We start from the raw sequence: 21,522 nt of genomic DNA, 5'->3' as shown, positions 1-21,522 counted from the left end.
TGTCGTTTTAGTGGTTCAAAAGTAAGAACAAATACAGGTACAGCCAAAGCCCGCCCAAGAAGTGCCAGTATAAAGTAGCGTTGCCGATGGAGAGCAAGGCACGCGAATGCACCTGATAATTAAGCGTCCGCCTGAGTACTACGGCCAGAAAAACAAGCCCCGTAACCAAGTGAAAAGCGTGCACACCCATCAAAACGTATACGAATGAACCGGAAGGATTGGCATCGGCTCCGCCAAAGTACGTATTGCCGCCCACCAGGTCGCCGAAGCTATGGTACTGTCCCACCAGGAAAGCCAACCCAAGTACCAGCGTGACAATCATACCGATTTTCACCCGGTTGATTTCGTCCTTACGTGCTGAGAGATAGGCCCATTGTATGCTCGCACTGCTCAGCGCAATCAGAATGGAGTTGATGAGAAGTGAAGCGGGCAGGTCAAACTCGCGCCAGTTGCCTTCATCGCGGCGCACGATGTAGCCGCTGGTAAAAGCCGCGAACATCATCACAATGCTGAAAATAAGCAGAATAAGCAGCACGCGCTTAGGGTGCCAGCCTAGTCCAACTTCCTTTTCGGATAACGTTTCAGAAGGATTCATAATCTAGATATTAGGGGAATTGGTTGACGTTTTTTAGTTGCTGGCAGCCCGGTTTTTTATTCCCGGCAGGCAACTAGCTATTAACAACCAACAGCTATATTTTGTCCAGTACCAAAGCAATTTGTACGATGGGCAGGTACAAAAAAGAAGCAAACATGATGCGCAGTGCCGCCTTGCGCGACTGCGTACGCATCAGCTGCACCGTGAGCAACAGAAACAGCACGCCCGCCACTACCGCTACCAATGCCGATATACGACCGGAAATATTGAATTCCAGCGGCAACAGGCTAAGCGGAATCAGCAGCAGCGTATAGGTCATTATCTGAAACGCGGTGCGCAGGTCGCGGTTGCCAGGCGAGGGCAGCATTTTGAAGCCGGCCCGCTTATAATCGTCGTCGGCCACCCAGGCAATGGCCCAGAAGTGCGGAAACTGCCACATGAACTGAATCCCGAACAGCACCCACGCCTCTACCCCAATGTAGCCAGTGGCCGCCACCCAGCCGATAAGCGGCGGCAAACCACCCGGCACAGCGCCTACGGCAACACAAATAGGCGATATCGTTTTAAGCGGCGTGTAGATGAATCCGTACAGGATAAGCGACAGAAGCGACAGCCCTGCGGTGAGCGGGTTGAACAGATACCACAGCAGCCCCAACCCAGCTACCCCCAGCAACACGCAGAAGACCCAGGCTTCGCCCGGCGATAGAATGCCCATTGGGAGTGGCCGCTTGGCCGTGCGGGTCATTAACTTATCCAGCTCCCGCTCGTGAACCTGGTTGATAATGTTGGCCGAGCCAGTCACGAGCAGGCCACCCAGCATCACCAGTAAAGCCCGGCTCCAACTGAAATCGTGTGCTCCCAGCATATACCCGATGGCGCTGGAAAACGCTACAGTGAGCGAAAGCCGGAATTTGAGCAGCTGAAAATAGGCGCGGGCCTTAACCATCAATTGTACTTATAATTTCGTTGTGAGGTCCAACTTGTCGAAGATGCACCCAACGGGGCCGCGAAGTTACGCAACAACCCGCCGGGGTGCATCCGTGGGCGCAATAGTTTCCGTGCTTTTACGCGCACGGGCCACGGCCAGCAGCGTCAGAAACTGTACGCCAAACAATACAGTAGCCAGAGTAAGATGCACTGGCTGCACCACGGCCGGCAGTGCAAACGACGCTAGCACGATTCCGGCCAGAATTTCCAGGCTAATCAGGCTGAGCGTGGCTGTAACCAAATTGCGCAGGCGTTTTTGGACAAGCTGCCAAATCTCGTAGCCCAGATACACGTTCAGCAGCAAAACCGCAGCCGATACCGTACGATGCAGGCTGAACACGCTACCCAGCTTGCTCACCCAGTTTTCGCGCCCTACATAGTCCGCTGCGGCCGATACAATGTCTACTTGTTCGCGCACCTGCGTCCCCAGCACAATCTGCCAGAACGTGAGCAGCAGCGCGGCCCAAAGCCATATTTGCAAAGCGGCCGCTGGACGCTTCATCCCGACACTCGCATCAATCAGTTCCGCTTCCGGCAATCGCGATGCAACATCGCTTTGCCCCCACCGTGCCCGGTCAACAGCGTACAGTAGCAGCGCTACTATCACCAGCGCCAGCGCCATGTGCACCGTTACCATCACGGGCAGCAAATTGGTGGAAACCACCAATGAACCAAGGTAGCCTTGCACCCCCGTCAGAATAAACGAAGCAAATGCCAGCCAGAAAATAGTGCGGTCGCGCCGCCAGTAAGGCAGAGCGAACGCAACGGTGAGAAAAACAAATACTCCAATTAGCGCGCCCAACAATCGGTTTACGTACTCAATCCAGGTTTTCACCGGGTTGAAATCCGTTTCGATGTATTGCGTGGGATGGGCAAATATGCTGCCCGCAACCTGCGCAAAGCCCATTCGTTGCAGCGTTCGGGCCAGCTTCTGGTTTTTGGCCACCCGTTGCGCCGTGTATATCTCTTTGTAATCTGGAGGCAGCTGGCTGGCTTCGGTTGGAGGCACCCATTGGCCAAAGCATTTGGGCCAATCCGGGCAGCCCATGCCACTGCCGGTACTCCGAACTACTCCACCCACCAGAATCAACAGGTAAACGCTTACGACGGTGAGAATGCCCACAAAACGGAAACGCCGTACGGCAGGACTCAAATGAAATTTCTCCATAGTGAAAAGACGGCTACCTCTGCCCTACGCAACCGCAGGACACAAGTAAAACAGATTATTTAAGGGATTGATTAAATCCCATGAACCAAAAACGGGCCGCCGGTTAGGCGGCCCGCTTCGGGACTTTACCAAGTAGCTTGGTTAATCAGGCTTTTGCTAACTAATCAGCCAACTCCTGCTCATAGGGCAGGTTAGACGACTGCGTTTGCGAGTACGGTACGTTCTGGGGGATAAAGTCCACATCCGAACCGGGCTTGCTGTAGTCGTAGGGCCAGCGATATACCGCTGGAATCTCGCCGGGCCAGTTGCCGTGGCCGGGTACTACTGGTGTCGTCCACTCCAGCGTATTCGAGTTCCAAGGATTCTCCGTAGCCCGGCGGCCACGGAAGATGCTGTAGAAGAAGTTGAAGATGAAAATAAACTGGCCGAAGAAAGTGATGATGGCCGCAACCGAGATGAACTTGTTCATATCCGCGAATTGCGAGAAAGCATCAAATCCAGTCCAGGCATAGTAACGACGGGGGAAACCGGCAATACCTACATAGTGCATCGGCATGAATATCAGATACACACCAGCGAACGTGAGCCAGAAGTGGATGTAACCCAGCTTCTCGTCCATCATACGGCCGAACATCTTGGGAAACCAGTGATAAACACCGGCAAACAAGCCGAAGAATGCCGCGCTACCCATTACCAAGTGGAAGTGAGCAACCACGAAATAGGTGTTGTGCATCTGGATATCCAGCGTTGCATTACCGAGAATGATACCCGTGAGGCCACCCGAGATAAACAGCGATACAAAACCAATAGAGAACAACATGGCCGCCGTGAAACGGATATTACCGCGCCAGAGCGTAGCCAGCCAGTTGAATACCTTCACACCCGAAGGCACAGCGATAATCAGCGTCAAGAACATGAATACTGAGCCTAGGAAGGGGTTCATTCCCGTTACGAACATGTGGTGAGCCCACACAACGAACGACAGCAGCGAGATACCAATCAGCGAACCAATCATGGCGCGGTAGCCGAAGATGGGCTTACGAGCATTAGTGGCCAGAACTTCCGATACCATACCCATAGCAGGCATGATTACGATATATACCTCGGGGTGCCCCAGGAACCAGAACAAGTGCTGGAACAATACCGGCGAACCGCCCTGGTTACTCAATGCCTGACCGGCAATGTAGATGTCCGACAGGAAGAAAGAGGTACCGAAGGAACGGTCGAACACCAGCAGCAAAGCAGCCGCGAACAGGACCGGGAACGCGAGGATACCCAGAATGGCAGTCAGAAAGAAAGCCCAAATGGTAAGCGGCAGCTTGCTCATGCTCATACCACGGGTACGCATGTTGATAACCGTGGTCACGTAGTTTACACCACCCAGCAGCTGCGACACGATGAAGAACACCATGCTCACCAACCACAGCGTCATGCCAGCGCCGGAGCCGGGAATGGCCTGCGGCAATGCACTCAGCGGCGGGTAGATTGTCCAGCCAGCTGCTGCTGGACCGGTTTCAATAAACAGCGAGGAGAACATGATAATGCTCGACAGGAAGAAGAACCAGTACGAGAGCATGTTCATGAAGCCCGAAGCCATGTCGCGGGCACCCACTTGCAGCGGAATCAGGAAGTTTGAGAAGGTACCGCTCAAACCGGCAGTCAGCACGAAGAATACCATGATAGTACCGTGCATCGTTACCAGTGCAAGGTAAAACTCAGGGTTCAACTTACCAGCCTGAATCCAGCCACCGAGAACGGGTTTCAACCACTCCATCGTGCCTTCGGGCCAGCCAAGCTGCAAACGGAATAAGCTCGAGAGAGTACCACCAATGATGGCCCACAGCATACCCGTAATCAGGTACTGCTTGGCAATCTGCTTGTGGTCCTGACTGAACACGTACTTCCACATCCAGTGCTGGTCGTGGTGCTCGTGCTCGTGGTCATCGTGTAACAGGTGGTCGCCGTGCTCGATAGCCGGCACCGGAGCGGAACCAATACCGCCCTGCGTTTGCACGCCTGGAGAAAGATTTGGTTTGGGTGTCATGTCTGACATAGCAGAATACCGTTAGTAGTTATTAGTAAGAAGCAGCCAAAGGCACGGGAGCAGCTTCTTTTTCCTGAGGCGCGGTGGCTACGGGAGTAACCATCGATTTGACCTTCTGTTTGAAAGCAGCCAACACATCTGGGTTTTTTTGAGCAAATGATTGCTGAGCGGCGTACCAGTTCTGGTAATCGTCCGGCTCATCTACAATCACGGTTGCCTTCATAGCGAAGTGGCTACCACCGCACACCTGGTTGCAAGCCAGCTCATAGTTGAACTTGGGGTTGCCCAGCTTAGCGCGCATCTCATCGGTGGTGGTGGTCGGCGTGAACCAGAAACGGGTCGGCATACCGGGCACTGCGTACATCTGCACGCGGAAGTGCGGCATATAAACGGCGTGCAGCACGTCGCGCGAGCGAATCTTAATCAAAACCGGAACGCCTTTAGGAACGTGAATTTCGTTGGTAGTGAAGTCGTCAAGCGAAGACTTATCGCTCAGGTCAAAGCCCCACTCATTCACCGCATCAATCATGCGGTAATTGATAACACCCAGTTTCATGTCGCGGCCGGGGTAACGTACCAACCAGTTAAACTGCTTGCCCATTACTTCCACTACCACCGAGTTTTTGGGAGCCGGACCAGTAATACGGGTCCATGCTTTCCAACCAGCGAAAATCAGCGAAGCCATTACAATGGCCGGGATAATCGTCCAGATAACCTCAATCGTGTTGTTGTGCGCAAAGAAATAAGCCCGACGGCCTTCCTTGTGCTGGTACTTATAAGCATACCAGAAAAGCAACACCTGAGTGATAGCAAATGCTACCCCAATCACTGTCATCGTAATCCAGAACATATGCTCCATCTGATGGCCGTGTACGGAAGCAATGGGAGGATTCATCTTACTGAAGTTTTCAACAAACGAATAAGCAAACCACGCGCCCCCGCCAATCATGAAAACCAGCATTAGAATAGCGTTAACGCTATTGCTAGTGCCAATATCGCGGGTGAAAGTACCCGAGAATATAGAGGTAAAAATCTGCAGGCGAAACAGCAGGCCGAATACGACCAACAGCAGCACCGACACCAGCAAAATGGTAAGAGCAGTCATTGAGTTTTTAGTATTGAGTACTAAGTATTAAGAACTGAGCGCAGATTTTGTTATCAGCCTGCGCTCAGTTCTTCAATCTAAATTCTAGGTAGTGTGGTGAATGCTCTCGTCGAGGAACGGGTGATTAACCGGTACCAAAGAAGCCGAAGCCAGACGACGCGTAAACAAGATGAGGAACGCCCCAAGGAAGATTGCAGCAATACCAATCTCAATCAAGAACCCATTATCACCACGCAAAGTGCCCGGCATCAGCATCAAATAAAAGTCGGACCAGTGGCCACACAAAATGGCGATGGCAACGATTTTCATGATAATCATCTGGCGCTTCGCATCGCGGGTCATCAACCCCAGGAAGGGGAAAACGAAGTTGATTGCGATATTGAAGAAGAACAGGAAAGTGTAGCGGCCTTCAAAGCCACCGAGGCGCTGATTAAAGTAAACGGCTTCCTCGGGAAGGTTTGCATACCAAATCAACATGAACTGCGAGAACCATACATAGGTCCAGAAAATGCTGAAACCAAACATCAGCTTACCCAGGTCGTGGATATGGCTGGCGTTCAAGGCGCGCAGGTAACCAGCTTGCTTCAGGAAAATCGCAGTCAGTGCAATAGCTGCAATGCCGGATACCCACCACGAAGCGAAAACGTACCAGCCGAACATGGTGCTGAACCAGTGAGTATCAACTGACATCACCCAGTCCCAGGCCGACATCGACGAAGTAACCGCGTACAGTACCAGAAACAGCGCTGAAGCATTGATGCTTTTGTGAAACCAAACGGTACCACCATTAAGGTCCTCTTGCAGCGACAGCCGACGCAACTTCCAGCTGAAGTAAGCCCAGATACCGATGTAGATGATAGTGCGGATGAGGTAGAAAGGCAGGTTCAGGAAACCGCTTTTGCCGGCGATGATAGCATCGTAGTTCGGGCTGCCTTTATCCATGATACCCTCGTGGGTCCAGTGGAAAATGTCGTGACGACCAACCAGAAAAACAATAAGCATAATCACACCACCCGGAATAACCCAGGCGCTGAGGGCTTCGGAAATGCGCTTCACCATTACCGACCAGCCAGCGTAAGCTACGTAGTTGATGGCCATGAACACCGTACCAACGGTGGACACGCCTAGGAAAAACAGGTTGCTGTGCCAGAGGCTTACAAGCACGCGCTTAACCAACACGGAACTACCCTCTTCATGGGCGGCACTGTGCGCAGCGGCTGCATGACCTGCAGCTTCGCTATGCTCGGCTGCCCCCCAGCCCATTACCTGAGCCAGGATACCAATAATGAGTAATACCACACCGGTGACGATGATGGCAATAAATGTTTTACGGGCGCCATCCGTAACGACGAGCTGTTCAGCCGTGGCGCTTTCGTGGTGCGTCAGAGTTGCCATAGTGCGTTAGTTGGCGGTGCCGTTAGTTGCTTGGGTTTTGCCTTCGCCGGGGGTTTCAGCTCCGGTGCCAGCCTGTGCCTGCCCTACGGGGGCAGTGTTGGTGGCATCTTTCGTTTCAGTCGAGTCGCTGGTAGTCGTATTGGTCGGGCCTTTAGAAATCAGCTTGCTGAGTGCATCAGGGCCTTCTCCAAGTTGCAGAACGTGCACATACATGGCAATTTTCCACCGCTCTTCGGGATTCACCTGCGAGCCGTGGGGCATCATGCGGTTGCGGCCCCACTGGATGACGTGATAGATGTGGCCATCATTCATCGTCTTATAAGCACCAGCCGAGTAGTTTGGCACACCTTTGAAGATAATACCAACCGGACCCTGGCCATTGCCTTGCTCACCGTGGCAGTGCGAGCAAATGCGCGTGTAGAGCACTTTGCCTTCTTCCAAGTTAGCCTTGGTATATGCATAAGGGTTGTGAAGCACCCGCTCCGCAATTCGTACACTATCCTTCGGGATGTGGTCGAAATAGTTGAGCTTACCACGGGGCACAGTTCCGTTGGCAGGAGTGCGCTCGTTGATACCAAACGAATTCACGGTGTTAAACGTGGTCTGGCGCAAGGGCTCGTAGGGGATGGATTCGTACATCTCCGGGGCATATTGTACGCCGGGGTCGTTTCCGTCGTGGGTGCAGGCCGTGGTGGCCAGTCCCAGGGACAGCAGCAGCGCCGAAACGCGCAGGCTCAGGGTCAGCGGATGCATCATTAGTTGTTGGTCATTTCTTTTTGGTTGACTTCCGAAGCGCCGTTCTCGCGCAGCAGCTGGGTCAGCCGGGGAAATTGCGAGCTGGTTTCATCCAGTTCGATGGCCATTACGAACTTGTCGTCGGTGGCGCGTACGTCCATCACCGGCACCTTAAAGCGCGGATACAAACCCGTAATTGTGAAGAAGGTAATAGCCATGCCGTGACAGGTGAAGAACACCGTCAATTCGAAAGCCACCGGTACAAAGGCGGGCAGTGAAATGTGCGGCTTACCACCGATAATCATCGGCCAGTCGAAACCGAGCATGTAAATCTGCATCCACAGTGAAAAAGCCAGGCCCGTCATGCCAAAGAAGAAGGCAGCAATAGGCAGGCGCGAACGTTCGATGCCGAGCGCATCGTCAATGCCGTGCACCGGATAGGGCGAAAATACGTCGTGGATTTTCACACCGGCAGCGCGCACGTTCTCAACGGCGTGCAGCAGTACATCCTCGTCTTCGAAGATGCCAAGGGCGAAGCGCTTAGTCATGCTGGTTATAAGTTACGGGAGCCGAAGCAGGCACACCTGGCGTAGAAGTTTGAACAGGGGCGTGGTGCGCCTTTGAGGGATTGTAAGTCGGACCGTTATCAACGGTGTACTTCAAGATGGCTTTCACCTCGGCCATGTTAATCACAGGGAAGAACTTAGCAAAGAGCAGGAACAGCGTGAAGAACAGGCCGAGCGTACCAACGTACAGGCCGATATCGATAATCGTAGGCGAGAACATTGCCCAGCTCGACGGCAGGTAGTCGCGGTGCAGCGAGGTCACGATGATTACAAAGCGCTCGAACCACATGCCGATGTTAACCACAATCGACAGTGCGAACGTGAGCGGAATGCTGTAGCGTACGCGGCGGAACCACACCAACTGCGGCGTAATTACGTTGCAGGTCATCATCGAAGCGTAAGCCCACCAGTAAGGGCCGGTAGCGCGGTTGATGAAAGCGTACTGCTCAAATTCAACCTGCGAGTACCAGGCGATAAAGAATTCCGTGATGTAAGCCACACCCACGATGGAGCCGGTTACCATCATGATTTTGTTCATGAGAGCGATATGCTCCAGCGTGATGTAATCTTCGAGGCGGAAAACCACACGGGTAATCAGCATCAGGGTAAGCACCATAGCGAAACCCGAGAAGATTGCACCAGCTACGAAGTAGGGCGGGAAGATGGTGGTGTGCCAGCCCGGTACTACCGAGGTAGCAAAGTCCATCGATACAATGGTGTGTACCGAGAGTACCAGCGGGGTCGAAACACCAGCCAGAATCAGCGAAACCGTTTCGTAACGCGACCAGGCTTTGGCCGAGCCTTTCCAGCCGAAGCTCAGCATAGAGTAGCTGAACTTGGCGATAGGCCCCTTGGCACGGTCACGAATCGAAGCGAAGTCAGGAATCAGACCAATGTACCAGAACACCAGCGACACGGTGAAGTAGGTCGAGATGGCGAATACGTCCCAGAGCAGCGGCGAGTTAAAGTTGGCCCACAGCGAACCCAGCGTGTTTTGCAATGGGAATACGTAGAATGCCAACCATGGACGACCCATGTGCAATACCGGGAACATGGCGGCGCAGATTACGGCGAAGATGGTCATGGCTTCGGCGGCGCGGTTGATGGAGCTCCGCCATTTCTGACGGAACAACAGCAGTACCGCCGAAATCAGCGTACCGGCGTGGCCGATACCTACCCACCACACGAAGTTGGTGATGTCCCAGGCCCAGTTCACGGTTTTGTTCAGGCCCCACTCGCCGATGCCGTACCATACGGTGCGGTATACGGAGTAGAAGAACACTCCCAGAAAGAACAGCGCCACGCTCAGAGCAGCCATCCAACGGAGGTTGGGCTTGGCTTCTACCTGATAGCAGATGTCTTGCGTTACGTCGTGTAACGTCTTACCGCCAGTTACGAGCGGCTCGCGTACGGCTGATACGTGCTGCATAATTGATATAGATTAAGCGTTTTCTTAAGCTTCTTTGCTAAAGAACTCCGACTCGGAATTCCGAATCTTAGTCAGGTACGTCACGTTCGGCTGCACGTTGATGGAGTCGAGCGAGTGGAAAGCGCGCTCACCATCTTCGCGACGGAGGAGCTTGCTGATACGGCTTTTAGGGTCTTTCATATCACCGAACACGATGGCATCGGTGGGGCACGACTGGGCGCAGGCGGTTACAATCTCGCCATCAACCGGGCGGCGCTTCTGCTTTTTGGCTTCGAGCTTACCGAGTTGAATGCGCTGCACGCAGAACGAGCATTTCTCCATCACACCGCGGGCACGAACCGTTACGTCCGGGTTCAGCACCATACGGCCAAGGTCAGTGAACATATGGCCGTTCACGATTTCGAACTTCTCGTTAGAGTAGTACGAGAACCAGTTGAAGCGACGCACTTTGTACGGGCAGTTGTTGGCGCAGTAGCGCGTGCCGATGCAACGGTTGTAAGTCATCTGGTTGAGGCCTTCCGAGCTGTGCGTGGTAGCCAGTACCGGGCACACCGTTTCGCAGGGTGCGTGGTTGCACTGCTGACACATCATCGGCTGGAAAATAACCTGCGGATTCTCCGAAGGGTCTTCCATGGCAGCATAAGTAGCCACTTTGCCTTTGGTATCGAAGTCGCTCTTGTGCGTATCCGAGCTGTAATAGCGGTCGATACGCATCCAGTGCATCTCGCGGCGGTTGATAACCTGCTGCTTGCCCACTACGGCGGTGTTGTTTTCGGTCTGGCACCCAATCACGCACGAGCCGCAGCCAATGCACGAGTTGAGGTCCACGGCCATGCCCCAGTGGTGGTTGTTGTACTGGTAGTCCTGCCACAGCGATACTTTGCTGGGCGCTTCCAAGCCATCGGGCGTAAAAACTTTTTCGTACTCAGTTACTTCTTTCGGATTCTTCTTGTAATTGGCCAGCGTGTTCTCCTGCACTACCGGGCGGCGGTCCATCAGCGTCTGGTGCGTCTGGGTCTGCGCGATGGGCGAGGTTGCGCTGGTCTTTTCCAGTGTCACCACGTTCATGTACTGAATACCATTAGCCATCAATGCCAGCGGAGCAGCATTTTCACCTACTCTATCACCGGCTTTGCCAGCCATTGTACGGCCGTAGCCGAGGGCGATGCTCACGGTGCCGTTGGTCTGGCCGGGCTGAATCAGTACGGGCAGCTCAATGCTGTGGCCGTTAGCCGTCACCTTTACTACGTCGCCCTGCTCCCACTTATTGGCAATAGCCATGGCGCGGGGTATGGCTACATAGTTACCCCAGGTTGCTTTCGAAATTGGGTCAGGCAGTTCCTGCAGGAAGGGGTTGTTAGCTCCGCAGCCATCAGCACTAAGTCCTACTTTTTCGTAGAGGGCCAGCTCAACGCCATTCTGCTTGGCGGCACCGCTCAACTGCGAGGCAGCGGCGGCGGCGCTCATAGCCGTCATGGCCGGAGCAGCGGGCAGGGCGGTGCCCATAGCCACACCATCGTGAACCACTTTATCCCAAGCAGCATCTGTGGGGGTGATACCACTCCAGTTGGCGCGCAGGAAACGGTAGTAAGTCGTATTGTTACCAGCCCAATGCAGCAGGCTTTCCTGAGCCTGACGCGTGGTGAACAGTGGCGTAATAACCGGCTGAGACAGGCTTAGGAAGCCAGTTTTTGGCTCGAAGTCGTTCCACGATTCCAGCCAGTGGCTGTCAGGGGTAGCGTACTGGCAGAGGCTGCCGGTTTCGTCCAAACGGTCGTTGAACGAGATGGTGAGCGGCACTTTGGCAATGCCCGCCTTCACCTTGTCGCCCATCGGGTGGTTGAACACCGGGTTGGCATTGTAGAAAATAACAGCGCCTACGCTGCCGTTATTCATGTCATTTACCAGCGCGGCCATCCGAGCGTCGTCGCCCTGACGCACGTTGCTCGAAGCGGCATCGATGGTGGTGCCAGCATTACCGAGCGCCTGGTTGATGGCAGTAACCAGCGACTGCACGGCCGGGTCGTTCGAACCCGAAACCACGAGGCCGGCACTGCCGCTTGCCTTCAACTCAGCAGCAGCAGTAGCCAGTTGCTTACCATAAGGAACGGAAGTCGAAACGCTGCCGCCGCTTACCACGGCATTGTACAGTGCGAGTGCTATTGCACCCTGCTCCGAAGGCTTCACCGGCACACGCACGTCGGCATTGGAGCCGGTGAGCGACATGGCAGTCTCGAACTGGAAGTGGCGCGACATGGTGCGCTTGTCCGTGCTCACCTTACGGTTGACTGCGTACTGCTTGGCATATTCTACCGGCGAAATCCAAGTACCGAGGAAGTCGGCACCGAGGCTTACGATGACGTTGGCTTTGCTGAAATCGTAGCCGGGCACCACACCGCCGTTGGCTTGCAGCAGGCCGGTGGCCGACTGCGCATCATACATGACGTGGGTCGTATTGGGGTAGCGGGCTGCGAATTCGGCAATGGCCTTCTTCGTGCTGGGGCTGATAATCGTGTGCGACACGATGGCAATGCGGCCCGTGGTACCCGCCAGCTTCGTACGGATTTCCTGGTCCACCTGCTTCATCTCGGCCTTCTGACCTTTGATGGCAAAGTGCTGCAAACGACCACCGTCGTAAAGGCTCAACACGGCGGCCTGAGCGCGGGCCGACAGACCACCTTTGGTGATGGGCGACTCGGGGTTACCTTCCAGCTTAATCGGCCGGCCTTCGCGGGCCTTTACTAATACGGCGTTGTAGTCCGAGCCAATGAAGTAAGTAGAAGCGTAGAAGTTGGAAATGAGCGGGTCAATTTCCTCGGGCTTGTTCAGATACGGAATGGCCTTAATAACCGGCGTCTCGCACGAAGCGAGTACGGCGGCACCTACGCCGAAACCCATTAGCTTGAGGAAGTCGCGGCGGGGAGCCGAGGTATCGTCTTTGCTCTCGTGGCTTTCCTTTACCGGCATGAACTCGGCAAAGGCCGATTGCATGAACTCCGGGGCGCTTTCCAGTTCCTCAATTCCTTTCCAGTACTTCATTTGGGAGGGTAATCAGTAATCAGTATTGGGTAGTCAGTAGTTAATAACGAGCAGGCTAGAATACTGACTACCCAGTACTCCCTACTGAAATCATATTATTAGTAGTGGCACTTCGAGCACTCGGTGCCGCCGTTCGACGACACGGTGAAGGGAGCGCCGGCATTCTTGGTGTCGTGCAGCTTCACGAGGTTGTCGTAGTACTTGTTGTCCTTCGTGTTGAGGGGCATCTCGCGGTGGCAATTGATGCACCAGCCCATGGTGAGGGCCGAGTATTGGTATACCACTTCCATGTTCTGGATGGGGCCGTGGCAGGTCTGGCACTGGAGGCCAGCCACCTGCGTGTGCTGCGAGTGGTTGAAGTAAGCCAGGTCAGGCAGGTTGTGAATACGAACCCACTGAATTGGCTGCTTGCGCTCGATAGCGCGGTAGATTTTCTTGATTTCGGGCGACTCTGTCTTAATCTGCGAGTGGCAGTTCATACAGATGTTGGCCGAAGGAATGTTGGCGGATTTACTCTTGTATACCGACGTGTGGCAGTAGGCGCAGTTAATCTGGTTGGTGCCAGCGTGCAGCTTGTGCGAGAAGGCAATGGGCTGCGTGGGCTGGTAGCCCTGGTTCAAGCCAACGGCCATTACGCTTTGCACACCTTCGTAAAGTAAAACAAGCGCGAAAACGACACCTACAATACCACGCAATACGGGCGAGCGGTAAAACTTGCCCCAGTCGAAGCGCTGCTCCAGAACTTCGATGTCGCGGCCGTCGAGGTCTTTACGTCCCCGCAGCACATCCTTCATCAGGTTACCAATGATAACGAGGGTTACCACCAGCACAATCAGCACTACTACAAGGACAATGAGGAGGATGTCCATGTATTTGCCCGCACCGGCTTCGGTACCGCCAGCAGCAGATCCATCGGCAGCAGCACCGGTGGCGGGAACACCACCGGCTACAGCAGCGGTTTTGCCTTCTTCCGAAGTGATGTACGCAACGATAGAAGTGATTTCCTTGTCCGACAGGGCGAAGGAGGGCATCTGCTGTTTGTTGAACTTGTTGTAGAGCGCTACGGCATAATCATCGCCGCTGGCTACTACTTTGCTGGAGTTCTTAATCCAGGGCAAAATCCAGGAGATGGGACGACGCTTGGTGATGCCACCGAGGGCGGGACCAACTACCTGCTCATTCACAGCGTGGCACTGGGCACAGTTGCCTTTGAAAAGCGCATCGCCGGCGGCGATGGCAGCAGCATCGCCACCGCCGGCAGCCGGAGCAACAGCGGTTGCGGGAGTAGCTGCGGCGGTGGCGCCGGGAACTACCCCATCCTTTTTAACATCGGCGGGTGCCTGGGCCGAAGCCTGCTGGATGCCAGCAAACGTGAGCACTAGTGCCAGCAACAAATGAGGTAACGAACGAAGTCGAATGCTATTCATAAGAAAATAGACGGTAAAACGAAATGCTAGGGGCATTTCAAGGCCACAAATGTAGGTCAGGAATCGTAGGCGGCAAAAAGTAAAAGGCAATTTCCGGGCATTTGCAGCCGTTTGGATTGGCGATTATATAGGTTTTTGGCCGCAAGGCAGATAATGGCAGAGAGCGAATGAATGAGCCGTGACAGCATCAAAAGCAACCGGCGAATACTAGTTAGGAGGTGATTTCTAAAGCACTAAATCTGAACTACCAGCAGCCGCTTTTGTTAGCTCGCGCCAAGTATTTTGACGGATATTTTTCATGTGATGAGTAGTGGCGGGGCCCTGATTTTTACCTCATCCCATTTCCTGCTTACGATTATTAGGTTAGCAACGGCCATGTCAGAGGAAGGCGAGTGGTAGGATTACGGAATGGGCAGCGCGGGTATCAGGCAATTTGGACGGATGAGTAGGGCGGCCTTGGCAATGTGCCGGAAAGTCAGTACCTTTGCGCCCCAATCAATTTTTTTCACCCACAATTCACCCCCATCGTAATGGAACAAAGAAATTACGAGACGGTCTTCATCGTAACTCCCGTATTGAACGAGAGCCAGGTGCAAGAAACGGTCGAGAAGTTCACTCAGGTGCTTAAGGAAAATAGCGCCGCCCTTTTGTCAAACGAAGCCTGGGGCCTGCGCAAGCTGGCTTACCCGATTCAAAAGAAGAACACAGGCTACTATTTCTGCCTGTCGTACACTGGCGAAGGCAACATCGTAGACGTGCTCGAACTGGCTTTCCGCCGCGACGAGCGTGTTATTCGTTTCCTCACGACCGTGCTCGATAAGCACGCCGTGGAGTACAACGCCCGCCGCCGCAACGGCGAAATGAACCAGCAGAAGGCTGCCAAAGAAACCGAAGCCGTAGCCCAATAATTTAGCAACGACATGGCATCTCCCGCATTCAACCGCAACAACGACCGGTCGGCTATGAACAAGCCGCAGGACACTCGTAAGAAATATTGCCGCTTCAAGAAGAACGGCATCAAGTACGTGGACTACAAAGACCCGAACTTCCTGCTGAAGTTTGTGAACGAGCAGGGCCGCGTGCTGCCCCGTCGCCTCACCGGCACCAGCCTGAAATTCCAGCGCAAAGTGACTCAGGCCATCGCTAAGGCCCGCCACTTGGCCCTGATGCCGTACGTAGCCGACGCCCTGAAATAAATTTTGAATGTTGAGGGTTGAGTGTTGAATGTTGAGTGTGGATTTTCCAACTCAACCCTCAGCATTCAACACTCAGAATTTCTACAAGACATGGAAATCATCCTCAAAGACGACGTTAAGGGCCTCGGGTACAAGAACGACATCGTGACCGTGAAATCGGGCTACGGTCGCAACTTCCTGTTGCCGCAGGGTCTGGCCATGCTGGCCGACAAGACGAATAAAAAAATCACGGCCGAGAACGTGCGTCAAGCCGCTCACAAAGCCGATAAAATCAAAGGTGACGCTCAAGCCATTGCCGACCAGATTGGTAACATGGTGCTGGAAATCCCCGCTAAGGTGGGTGAGAGCGGCAAAATCTTTGGTCGCGTAACCACGCTGCAATTGGCCGAAGCGCTGAAAGCCAAGGGTGTGGACATCGACCGTAAGCGTTTGTCGTTCGACCAGGAGCCTGCTTCGGCTGGTGATTACACCGCCACGGCTAACCTGCACAAGGAAGTGAAGCACACGATTAACTTCCGCGTAGTAGCCGAGTAGTCTCGGTTTCTTTGCTAGATTGAAAAAGCCCTGCCTGCTGGTAGGGCTTTTTTTATTCCGGTTCTCGGGCCATAGCCCGGTTACGGGCTATTTTTGCTTTAATGTTTAGAACTGAATTGACAATTGCCCCGGCCACCGGCCAGCTGACGCGCACGGCGCGGGTGCTCACCATGGGCTCGTGCTTCGCCGACAGCATTGGTACACGACTGGCTTCCAATAAGATAGAAGCGCGGGTAAACCCGTTTGGCACCGTATTCCAGCCACTAGCGCTGGCGCGGCTGCTGCGAGCCGCCGCTGGCGAAGACGTGGATTGGCAGCGGCATCTTGTGCAGGCTCGTGGCCGCTGGCAGAGCTACGACCTGCACGGCAGCATCGGGGCCGATTCGCCGGTGGAGCTGCTACAGCACATTCAGGACCTGGTGCGGCAAACGGGCGAGTTTCTGCGCAATACCGATGTGGTATTGCTGACGCTGGGCACGGCCTGGGCCTACCGCCTGCGCGAAACCGGCGAGCTGGTGAGTAACTGCCACAAGCAGTCGAGTGACCTGTTTGTGCGCGAACTGCTGACGCCAGATGAAATCATCAATGCCTTGGCGGAGACGCATGCTTACCTGCGCCGCATTAACCCGGAGCTTCGCTTTGTACTGACGGTGAGCCCCGTACGGCATCTGAAAGATACGCTGCCGCTAAACTCGGTGAGTAAGTCCGTGTTGCGGCTGGCCACGCACATTGTGAGCGACCTGCTGCCGGGCGTGGCTTACTTTCCGGCTTATGAGCTGCTGGTGGATGATTTGCGCGACTACCGCTTTTACGCGGCCGATATGCTGCATCCGTCGGAAGTGGCGGAGGACTATATCTGGGAGAAATTTGCCCGCACGTATTTCGACGCTGATTTTGGGCGTTTCCGCAAGGAGTGGGCGGCTGTTCGGCAGTCGCTGGGCCACCGGCCGCTGCATGAGGGCGCACCCGAGCACCGGCAATTCCTGGAGAGTACCCGCGAAAAGCTCGAGCAGATGAGCCTACGTAAAGTGGACGTGGCCGATGAGCTGCGCACGGTGCAAACGCGCATTGCGGCACTTCCAGAGCCGTTGCAGCCGCAAGCAGCGGCCGATTTGGACGACGACGAGGAGCGGATTGATATTGGCGAGGGTTCGGTGGCCTCGGTAGCGACACGCGTAGCTCCGACTGGTGAAGCTGCAACAGCTGAAACGCAGCAATCAGCTAACGATAATACTAGTAGCCGCCCACCTCGTTTGTCGCCGGAAGAATTCCGGGCGCAGCGAACGGGCCGTTCGGACCGACCTGAGCGCGGGCGGCGTGACGGCCGTGGCAAAGGCCAGGTGGCTTCGCTTACCGAAACGGAGGCATTCCAGGCCGCGAGTTTTGGGGAAGCAGACGAATTTGCGCAACAGCCCTTCCTCGGCGATAAAGATTCGGCACCGGCGGAGCTAACTCCCATTGCAGCTGCGCCCGAAGCAACCATTGGTGCGCCCGTTTCGGAACAGGATGCGGATGACCAGGAGCCCGGCCGCAAGAAGAAACGCCGCTCGCGCGGTGGTGCCAAGCGCACGGCACGAAAGCACGCCCTGCGCCTCGCCGCCGAATCGGAGGTGGATGAAAGCCAACTGCCGGCATCGGAAGCGGCTTTGGAAGCGGCGACCGACGCATTGCCGAATGAGGCAGGCGGGCGTTCGGATGGGCAGAAATCGAGCGTTATCACCAAATCGCAGCCGGTGAAACGGGGCGGCCGACGCAATGAACCGGGCCGCGTGCCGCGCGTAGAGCTGTTTGCTGCTCCGGCAGCCGATGGGGCTTTCGTTACGCAAGCATCTGCTATTCAGACCGAAGTGCCGGCACCGATTGACTTCGACTCGACGATGGATGCACCGCAGGTAGTGAGCAGTAATGCTGAGGCAGATTTGACTGCTTCCAGCGCTCCTTCCCGCAACAGCCGCAATCGGAACAAGAAAAAGGCCCGCAAACAAACGGCTGATACCAATGCGGCGGGTAGCATTGAGTCGGGTGCTTCTGGACTGGAAATGAATCATTCATCGCCGGTTGCTGGTAGCGAGCAGCTTGCTGCGCCCCGCGAATCGGAGCCAGCCGTTGAAAGCCAGCGCGGAAATACGCGGCAGTCGCAGGAAACAGTGGCAGCGCTGCCAGTAAGTGGGCAGGCCATGGCCGCCGTTTCAGCGGTGGCCGCCGATGCTGCTGATACTGGTGAAGCCCCCGTGGCAAAGCCAGCCCCGGCCAAGCGCACGGGGCGTAAGAGCCGGGCCGCTATTGGTGGCCGGGCAGAAAAGCCGGCCATTGATACGCCGGTAATTCCGGTGATTGACCCTACGATTGTTCGTACGCAAGTAGCCGCCGGCCGCATGATGGGCTCCTCGGCCACGCTGGTAGCGCAGACTCCCACGCCGAAAGCGGCCGCGACCAAAGCGGTGGCACCCAAGGCGGCCGTGGCTAAAGTGGTAGCACCGGTAGCGCCTAAAGCGGCCGTGGCTAAGACGGCTGCTCCGAAAGCTAAACCGGCTAAAGCGGCTGCAGTAGCACCAACGGCTGTCCTGCCTAGCGCAACATTAGCGGCTGTTGCTACGCCCGCTACAACGACTCCAGCCCCTTCAGCATCGAAGCGTAAACCGGCCGCGAAAGCCAAGGCTGTAGCGGCTCCGGTTTCGCCCGTAGCGCAGGAGCCGGTTGCTGCTACAAAAGTGGCCCCGGTAGCTGCAGTTAAGGCCAAATCAGCTAAAACGACTCCGAAGCCTGTTGCTGCTGCAGTTGAAAAGAAGGTGGCGGAGGCAGCTAAGGTGGTGTCCAAAAAGGCGGCGGCTAAAGCGGCTCCGAAGGCAGCAGCGACCAAAGCAGCTGCTCCGAAAAAAGTAGTAGCCAAGACTGAGAAAGCGGCTAAACCGGCGGCTAAGTCAGCGGCCAAGCCATCGGCTAAACCCAAAACACCTAAAAAGTCAGCTTAGCTTTCAGATTTTAGGCTGGTGAAACCCGGCTAGTTGCGTTATTTATTTCCCAGACCCGGCTTTTTTCGCCGGGTTTGGTATTTCAGCACCTCCCCTACTCCGCTTCTATATGGCCCACGCTGCTTCGCACACCAACCGCCTCGCCCAAGAAACCAGCCCCTACCTGCAACAGCACGCCCACAATCCTGTAGACTGGTACCCGTGGGGTCCCGAGGCGCTAAACCGTGCCCAAACCGAGCAAAAGCCTATTCTGGTGAGCATCGGCTACGCGGCCTGCCACTGGTGCCATGTGATGGAGCGCGAATCGTTCGAGAACGAGGCCGTAGCGGCAGTGATGAACGCGCATTTTGTGTGCATCAAGGTTGACCGCGAGGAGCGGCCCGATGTGGACCAGATTTACATGGATGCGCTGCACGCCATGGGTTTGCAGGGCGGCTGGCCGCTGAACGTGTTTCTGACCGCCGACGCCAAGCCTTTTTACGGCGGCACCTACTTCCCGCAGGGCAATTGGACCAAACTGCTCACCAACATCGGCCAGGCTTACGCCGGTGAGCACCGCACCGAGTTAGAACAGTCGGCCGAGCGGTTTATGGAGGTGATTGGCAAGAGCGAGCTGGCCAAGTATGGCGGGCACAACCGCAACGCGGCCCAGGAAGCCGATTACGCGGCGCTGGAGGCCATTGGTGTAGCACCCGAAACCGGCCCGGTCGGCGTTTCCGAAGAGGAATTCAAGCTACTGGTGTACAATCTGAGCACCAGCTTTGACCGCGAGCGCGGCGGCACGAACCGCGCCCCGAAGTTTCCGATGCCCAGCATCTGGCGTTTTTTGCTGCGGGCCCACGCCATTAGCGGCAGCCGGGCCGTGCTGGACCAGGCCGTACTGACCTTGCGCGAAATGGCCTGGGGCGGGATTTATGACCAGGCGCACGGCGGATTTGCCCGCTACTCGGTGGATGGCGAGTGGCTGGCCCCGCACTTCGAGAAGATGCTGTATGACAACGGCCAACTAGTGAGCCTGTACAGCGAGGCTTTCCAGCTGACGCAGGACGAGCTTTTTCGGGAAACGGTGTACGATACCATCGAATTTATCCGGCTGGAGCTGACCAATGATGAGGGCGGCTTTTATTCGTCGCTCGATGCCGACAGCGAGGGTGAGGAAGGCAAGTTTTACGTTTTCACGAAGCAGGAACTGCAAGGGATTCTGGGCGATGAGGAGCCGCTGTTTTCTGCGTACTACAACTGCACGGCCGTGGGCAACTGGGAACACGGCCGCAACATCCTGCACCGCCGCGAAACCGATGTAGACTTTGCAACCGCTCATCAGCTGGCACCGGGCATTCTGCCCGAGCTGGTGACGGGCTGGAAACAGAAAATAATGGCCGTGCGCGCCACCCGCGTGCGCCCCGGCCTCGACGACAAAGTTCTCACCGGCTGGAATGCGCTCATGCTCCAAGGCCTGACGGATGCCTACCGCGCCTTCGGCGAGCCCGAATTCCTGGCCATGGCTGAGCACAACGCCCGCTTCATCGAAGCCAACCTGCGCAACGGGGCGCGCCTGTATCGGACCTGCAAAGACGGCCGCGCCAGCATCAGCGGCTTCCTGGAAGACTACGCGCTGGTCATTCAGGCTTATATCAGCCTCTACGAGGTCACCTTCGCCGAAAAGTGGCTGCGCGAAGCCGAGGTGCTGACGGAATACGTGCTGGCCAACTTCTTCGACCCCACCGAAACGCTGTTTTTCTACACCGACAGCAACGCTGAGCCGCTTATTGCCCGCAAAAAAGAGCTGTTCGACAACGTGATTCCGGCGTCCAACTCCATCATGGCGCACAACCTGCGCCGCCTGGGCCGCCATCTTGAGAAGGCGAAATACACGGACCTGGCGGCCGAGATGCTGCTTCAGCTGCGCCACCTCGTGGTGAAAGAGCCGCAACACCTCACCAACTGGGCTTCGCTCTACGCCGCGCTGCTGCGGCCGGGAGCCGAAATTGCCATTCAGGGCCCGGAAGCGGACACGTATCGCGAAGGGATGAGCCGCAATTTCCTGTTCGATACCGTGCTGGTAGGCACTGAAGCCACCTCGGAGCTGCCGCTGCTGAAGCTGCTGCCCACGCCCACAGATGGACGCACGGCGGTGCACATCTGCCGCAACTATGCCTGCCAGGCCCCGGTTTATAACGTAGCCGATGCGCTGGCGGCGCTGTAGTATGCTGGCTGCGGTTTAGCGCGCCATTAGCCCGTGCGCCGGTCTTAGCGTGCTGGCCGCAGTTTAGCGCGCCGCGCGTAACTGCTGGCCGATGGTAATGCGAGTTTGCAACTCGCTGCCGCAA

16 protein-coding genes are annotated in these 21,522 nt (G+C 55.7%); 5 read left to right on the top strand and 11 right to left on the bottom strand.

Translation table 11 applies throughout. From position 1 onward, the window contains the following. Nucleotides 1-7 precede the first annotated feature (7 nt). From KQ661_RS08945 to KQ661_RS08895, 11 genes are all read right to left on the bottom strand, one after another. A complete protein-coding gene (locus tag KQ661_RS08945; RefSeq protein WP_216686211.1) occupies nucleotides 8-595 on the bottom strand; it encodes a cytochrome c oxidase subunit 3 in 588 nt (195 codons plus the stop codon). 94 nt (nucleotides 596-689) lie between these two features. Beyond that, nucleotides 690-1,541 (bottom strand): heme o synthase, encoded by an 852-nt coding sequence (gene cyoE, locus KQ661_RS08940; RefSeq protein ID WP_216680302.1) that lies wholly within the window; start codon nucleotides 1,539-1,541, stop codon nucleotides 690-692. Between the two features lie 66 nt (nucleotides 1,542-1,607). Then, a complete protein-coding gene (locus KQ661_RS08935) occupies nucleotides 1,608-2,750 on the bottom strand; it encodes a COX15/CtaA family protein (RefSeq protein WP_216686210.1) in 1,143 nt (380 codons plus the stop codon). Between the two features lie 160 nt (nucleotides 2,751-2,910). Next, nucleotides 2,911-4,731, bottom strand: coding sequence for a cytochrome c oxidase subunit I (locus KQ661_RS08930; RefSeq protein WP_317196150.1), 1,821 nt, complete (start codon nucleotides 4,729-4,731; stop codon nucleotides 2,911-2,913). 94 nt (nucleotides 4,732-4,825) lie between these two features. Next, complete coding sequence (locus KQ661_RS08925) at nucleotides 4,826-5,899, bottom strand: cytochrome c oxidase subunit II (protein ID WP_216686208.1); 1,074 nt, start codon at nucleotides 5,897-5,899, stop codon at nucleotides 4,826-4,828. 84 nt (nucleotides 5,900-5,983) lie between these two features. Next, on the bottom strand, nucleotides 5,984-7,294 hold the full coding sequence (locus tag KQ661_RS08920) for a quinol:cytochrome C oxidoreductase (protein WP_235726949.1): 1,311 nt from the start codon (nucleotides 7,292-7,294) through the stop codon (nucleotides 5,984-5,986). 6 nt (nucleotides 7,295-7,300) lie between these two features. Continuing rightward, nucleotides 7,301-8,050 (bottom strand): c-type cytochrome, encoded by a 750-nt coding sequence (locus KQ661_RS08915; protein WP_216686207.1) that lies wholly within the window; start codon nucleotides 8,048-8,050, stop codon nucleotides 7,301-7,303. After that, the gene (locus KQ661_RS08910) at nucleotides 8,050-8,577 is read right to left on the bottom strand and encodes a DUF3341 domain-containing protein (RefSeq protein WP_216680298.1); all 528 of its coding nucleotides are present in this window, start codon (nucleotides 8,575-8,577) and stop codon (nucleotides 8,050-8,052) included. The genes KQ661_RS08915 and KQ661_RS08910 overlap by 1 nt, the downstream gene beginning before the upstream one ends. Further along, the gene (gene nrfD / locus KQ661_RS08905; protein ID WP_226915775.1) at nucleotides 8,570-10,024 is read right to left on the bottom strand and encodes an NrfD/PsrC family molybdoenzyme membrane anchor subunit; all 1,455 of its coding nucleotides are present in this window, start codon (nucleotides 10,022-10,024) and stop codon (nucleotides 8,570-8,572) included. Before nrfD ends, KQ661_RS08910 begins: the two co-directional genes overlap by 8 nt. A gap of 24 nt (nucleotides 10,025-10,048) precedes the next feature. Next, nucleotides 10,049-13,063 (bottom strand): TAT-variant-translocated molybdopterin oxidoreductase, encoded by a 3,015-nt coding sequence (locus KQ661_RS08900; protein WP_216686206.1) that lies wholly within the window; start codon nucleotides 13,061-13,063, stop codon nucleotides 10,049-10,051. 98 nt (nucleotides 13,064-13,161) lie between these two features. Next, nucleotides 13,162-14,490, bottom strand: a complete 1,329-nt coding sequence (locus KQ661_RS08895) for a cytochrome c3 family protein (protein WP_216686205.1) — start codon at nucleotides 14,488-14,490, stop codon at nucleotides 13,162-13,164. A 530-nt stretch (nucleotides 14,491-15,020) separates the two neighbouring features. Here KQ661_RS08895 and rpsF point away from each other — a divergent pair. From rpsF to KQ661_RS08870, 5 genes are all read left to right on the top strand, one after another. Further along, on the top strand, nucleotides 15,021-15,398 hold the full coding sequence (rpsF, locus tag KQ661_RS08890; protein WP_168675107.1) for a 30S ribosomal protein S6: 378 nt from the start codon (nucleotides 15,021-15,023) through the stop codon (nucleotides 15,396-15,398). Nucleotides 15,399-15,452: 54 nt separating this feature from the next. Next, a complete protein-coding gene (gene rpsR, locus KQ661_RS08885) occupies nucleotides 15,453-15,686 on the top strand; it encodes a 30S ribosomal protein S18 (RefSeq protein WP_035561439.1) in 234 nt (77 codons plus the stop codon). A gap of 90 nt (nucleotides 15,687-15,776) precedes the next feature. Further along, nucleotides 15,777-16,220, top strand: a complete 444-nt coding sequence (gene rplI / locus KQ661_RS08880) for a 50S ribosomal protein L9 (protein WP_216680295.1) — start codon at nucleotides 15,777-15,779, stop codon at nucleotides 16,218-16,220. Between the two features lie 101 nt (nucleotides 16,221-16,321). After that, nucleotides 16,322-19,192: a GSCFA domain-containing protein gene (locus tag KQ661_RS08875; protein ID WP_216686204.1), complete on the top strand. Its 2,871-nt coding sequence runs from the start codon at nucleotides 16,322-16,324 to the stop codon at nucleotides 19,190-19,192. Between the two features lie 109 nt (nucleotides 19,193-19,301). Next, nucleotides 19,302-21,398 (top strand): thioredoxin domain-containing protein, encoded by a 2,097-nt coding sequence (locus tag KQ661_RS08870; RefSeq protein ID WP_216686203.1) that lies wholly within the window; start codon nucleotides 19,302-19,304, stop codon nucleotides 21,396-21,398. The last annotated feature ends 124 nt before the right edge of the window (nucleotides 21,399-21,522 follow it).

This window comes from Hymenobacter siberiensis, assembly GCF_018967845.1.
In the GTDB taxonomy this organism is placed as follows: Bacteria; Bacteroidota; Bacteroidia; order Cytophagales; family Hymenobacteraceae; genus Hymenobacter; species Hymenobacter siberiensis.
The sequence above is the reverse complement of the archived record's forward strand: the minus strand, read 5'-3'. Positions and strand labels throughout refer to the sequence as shown.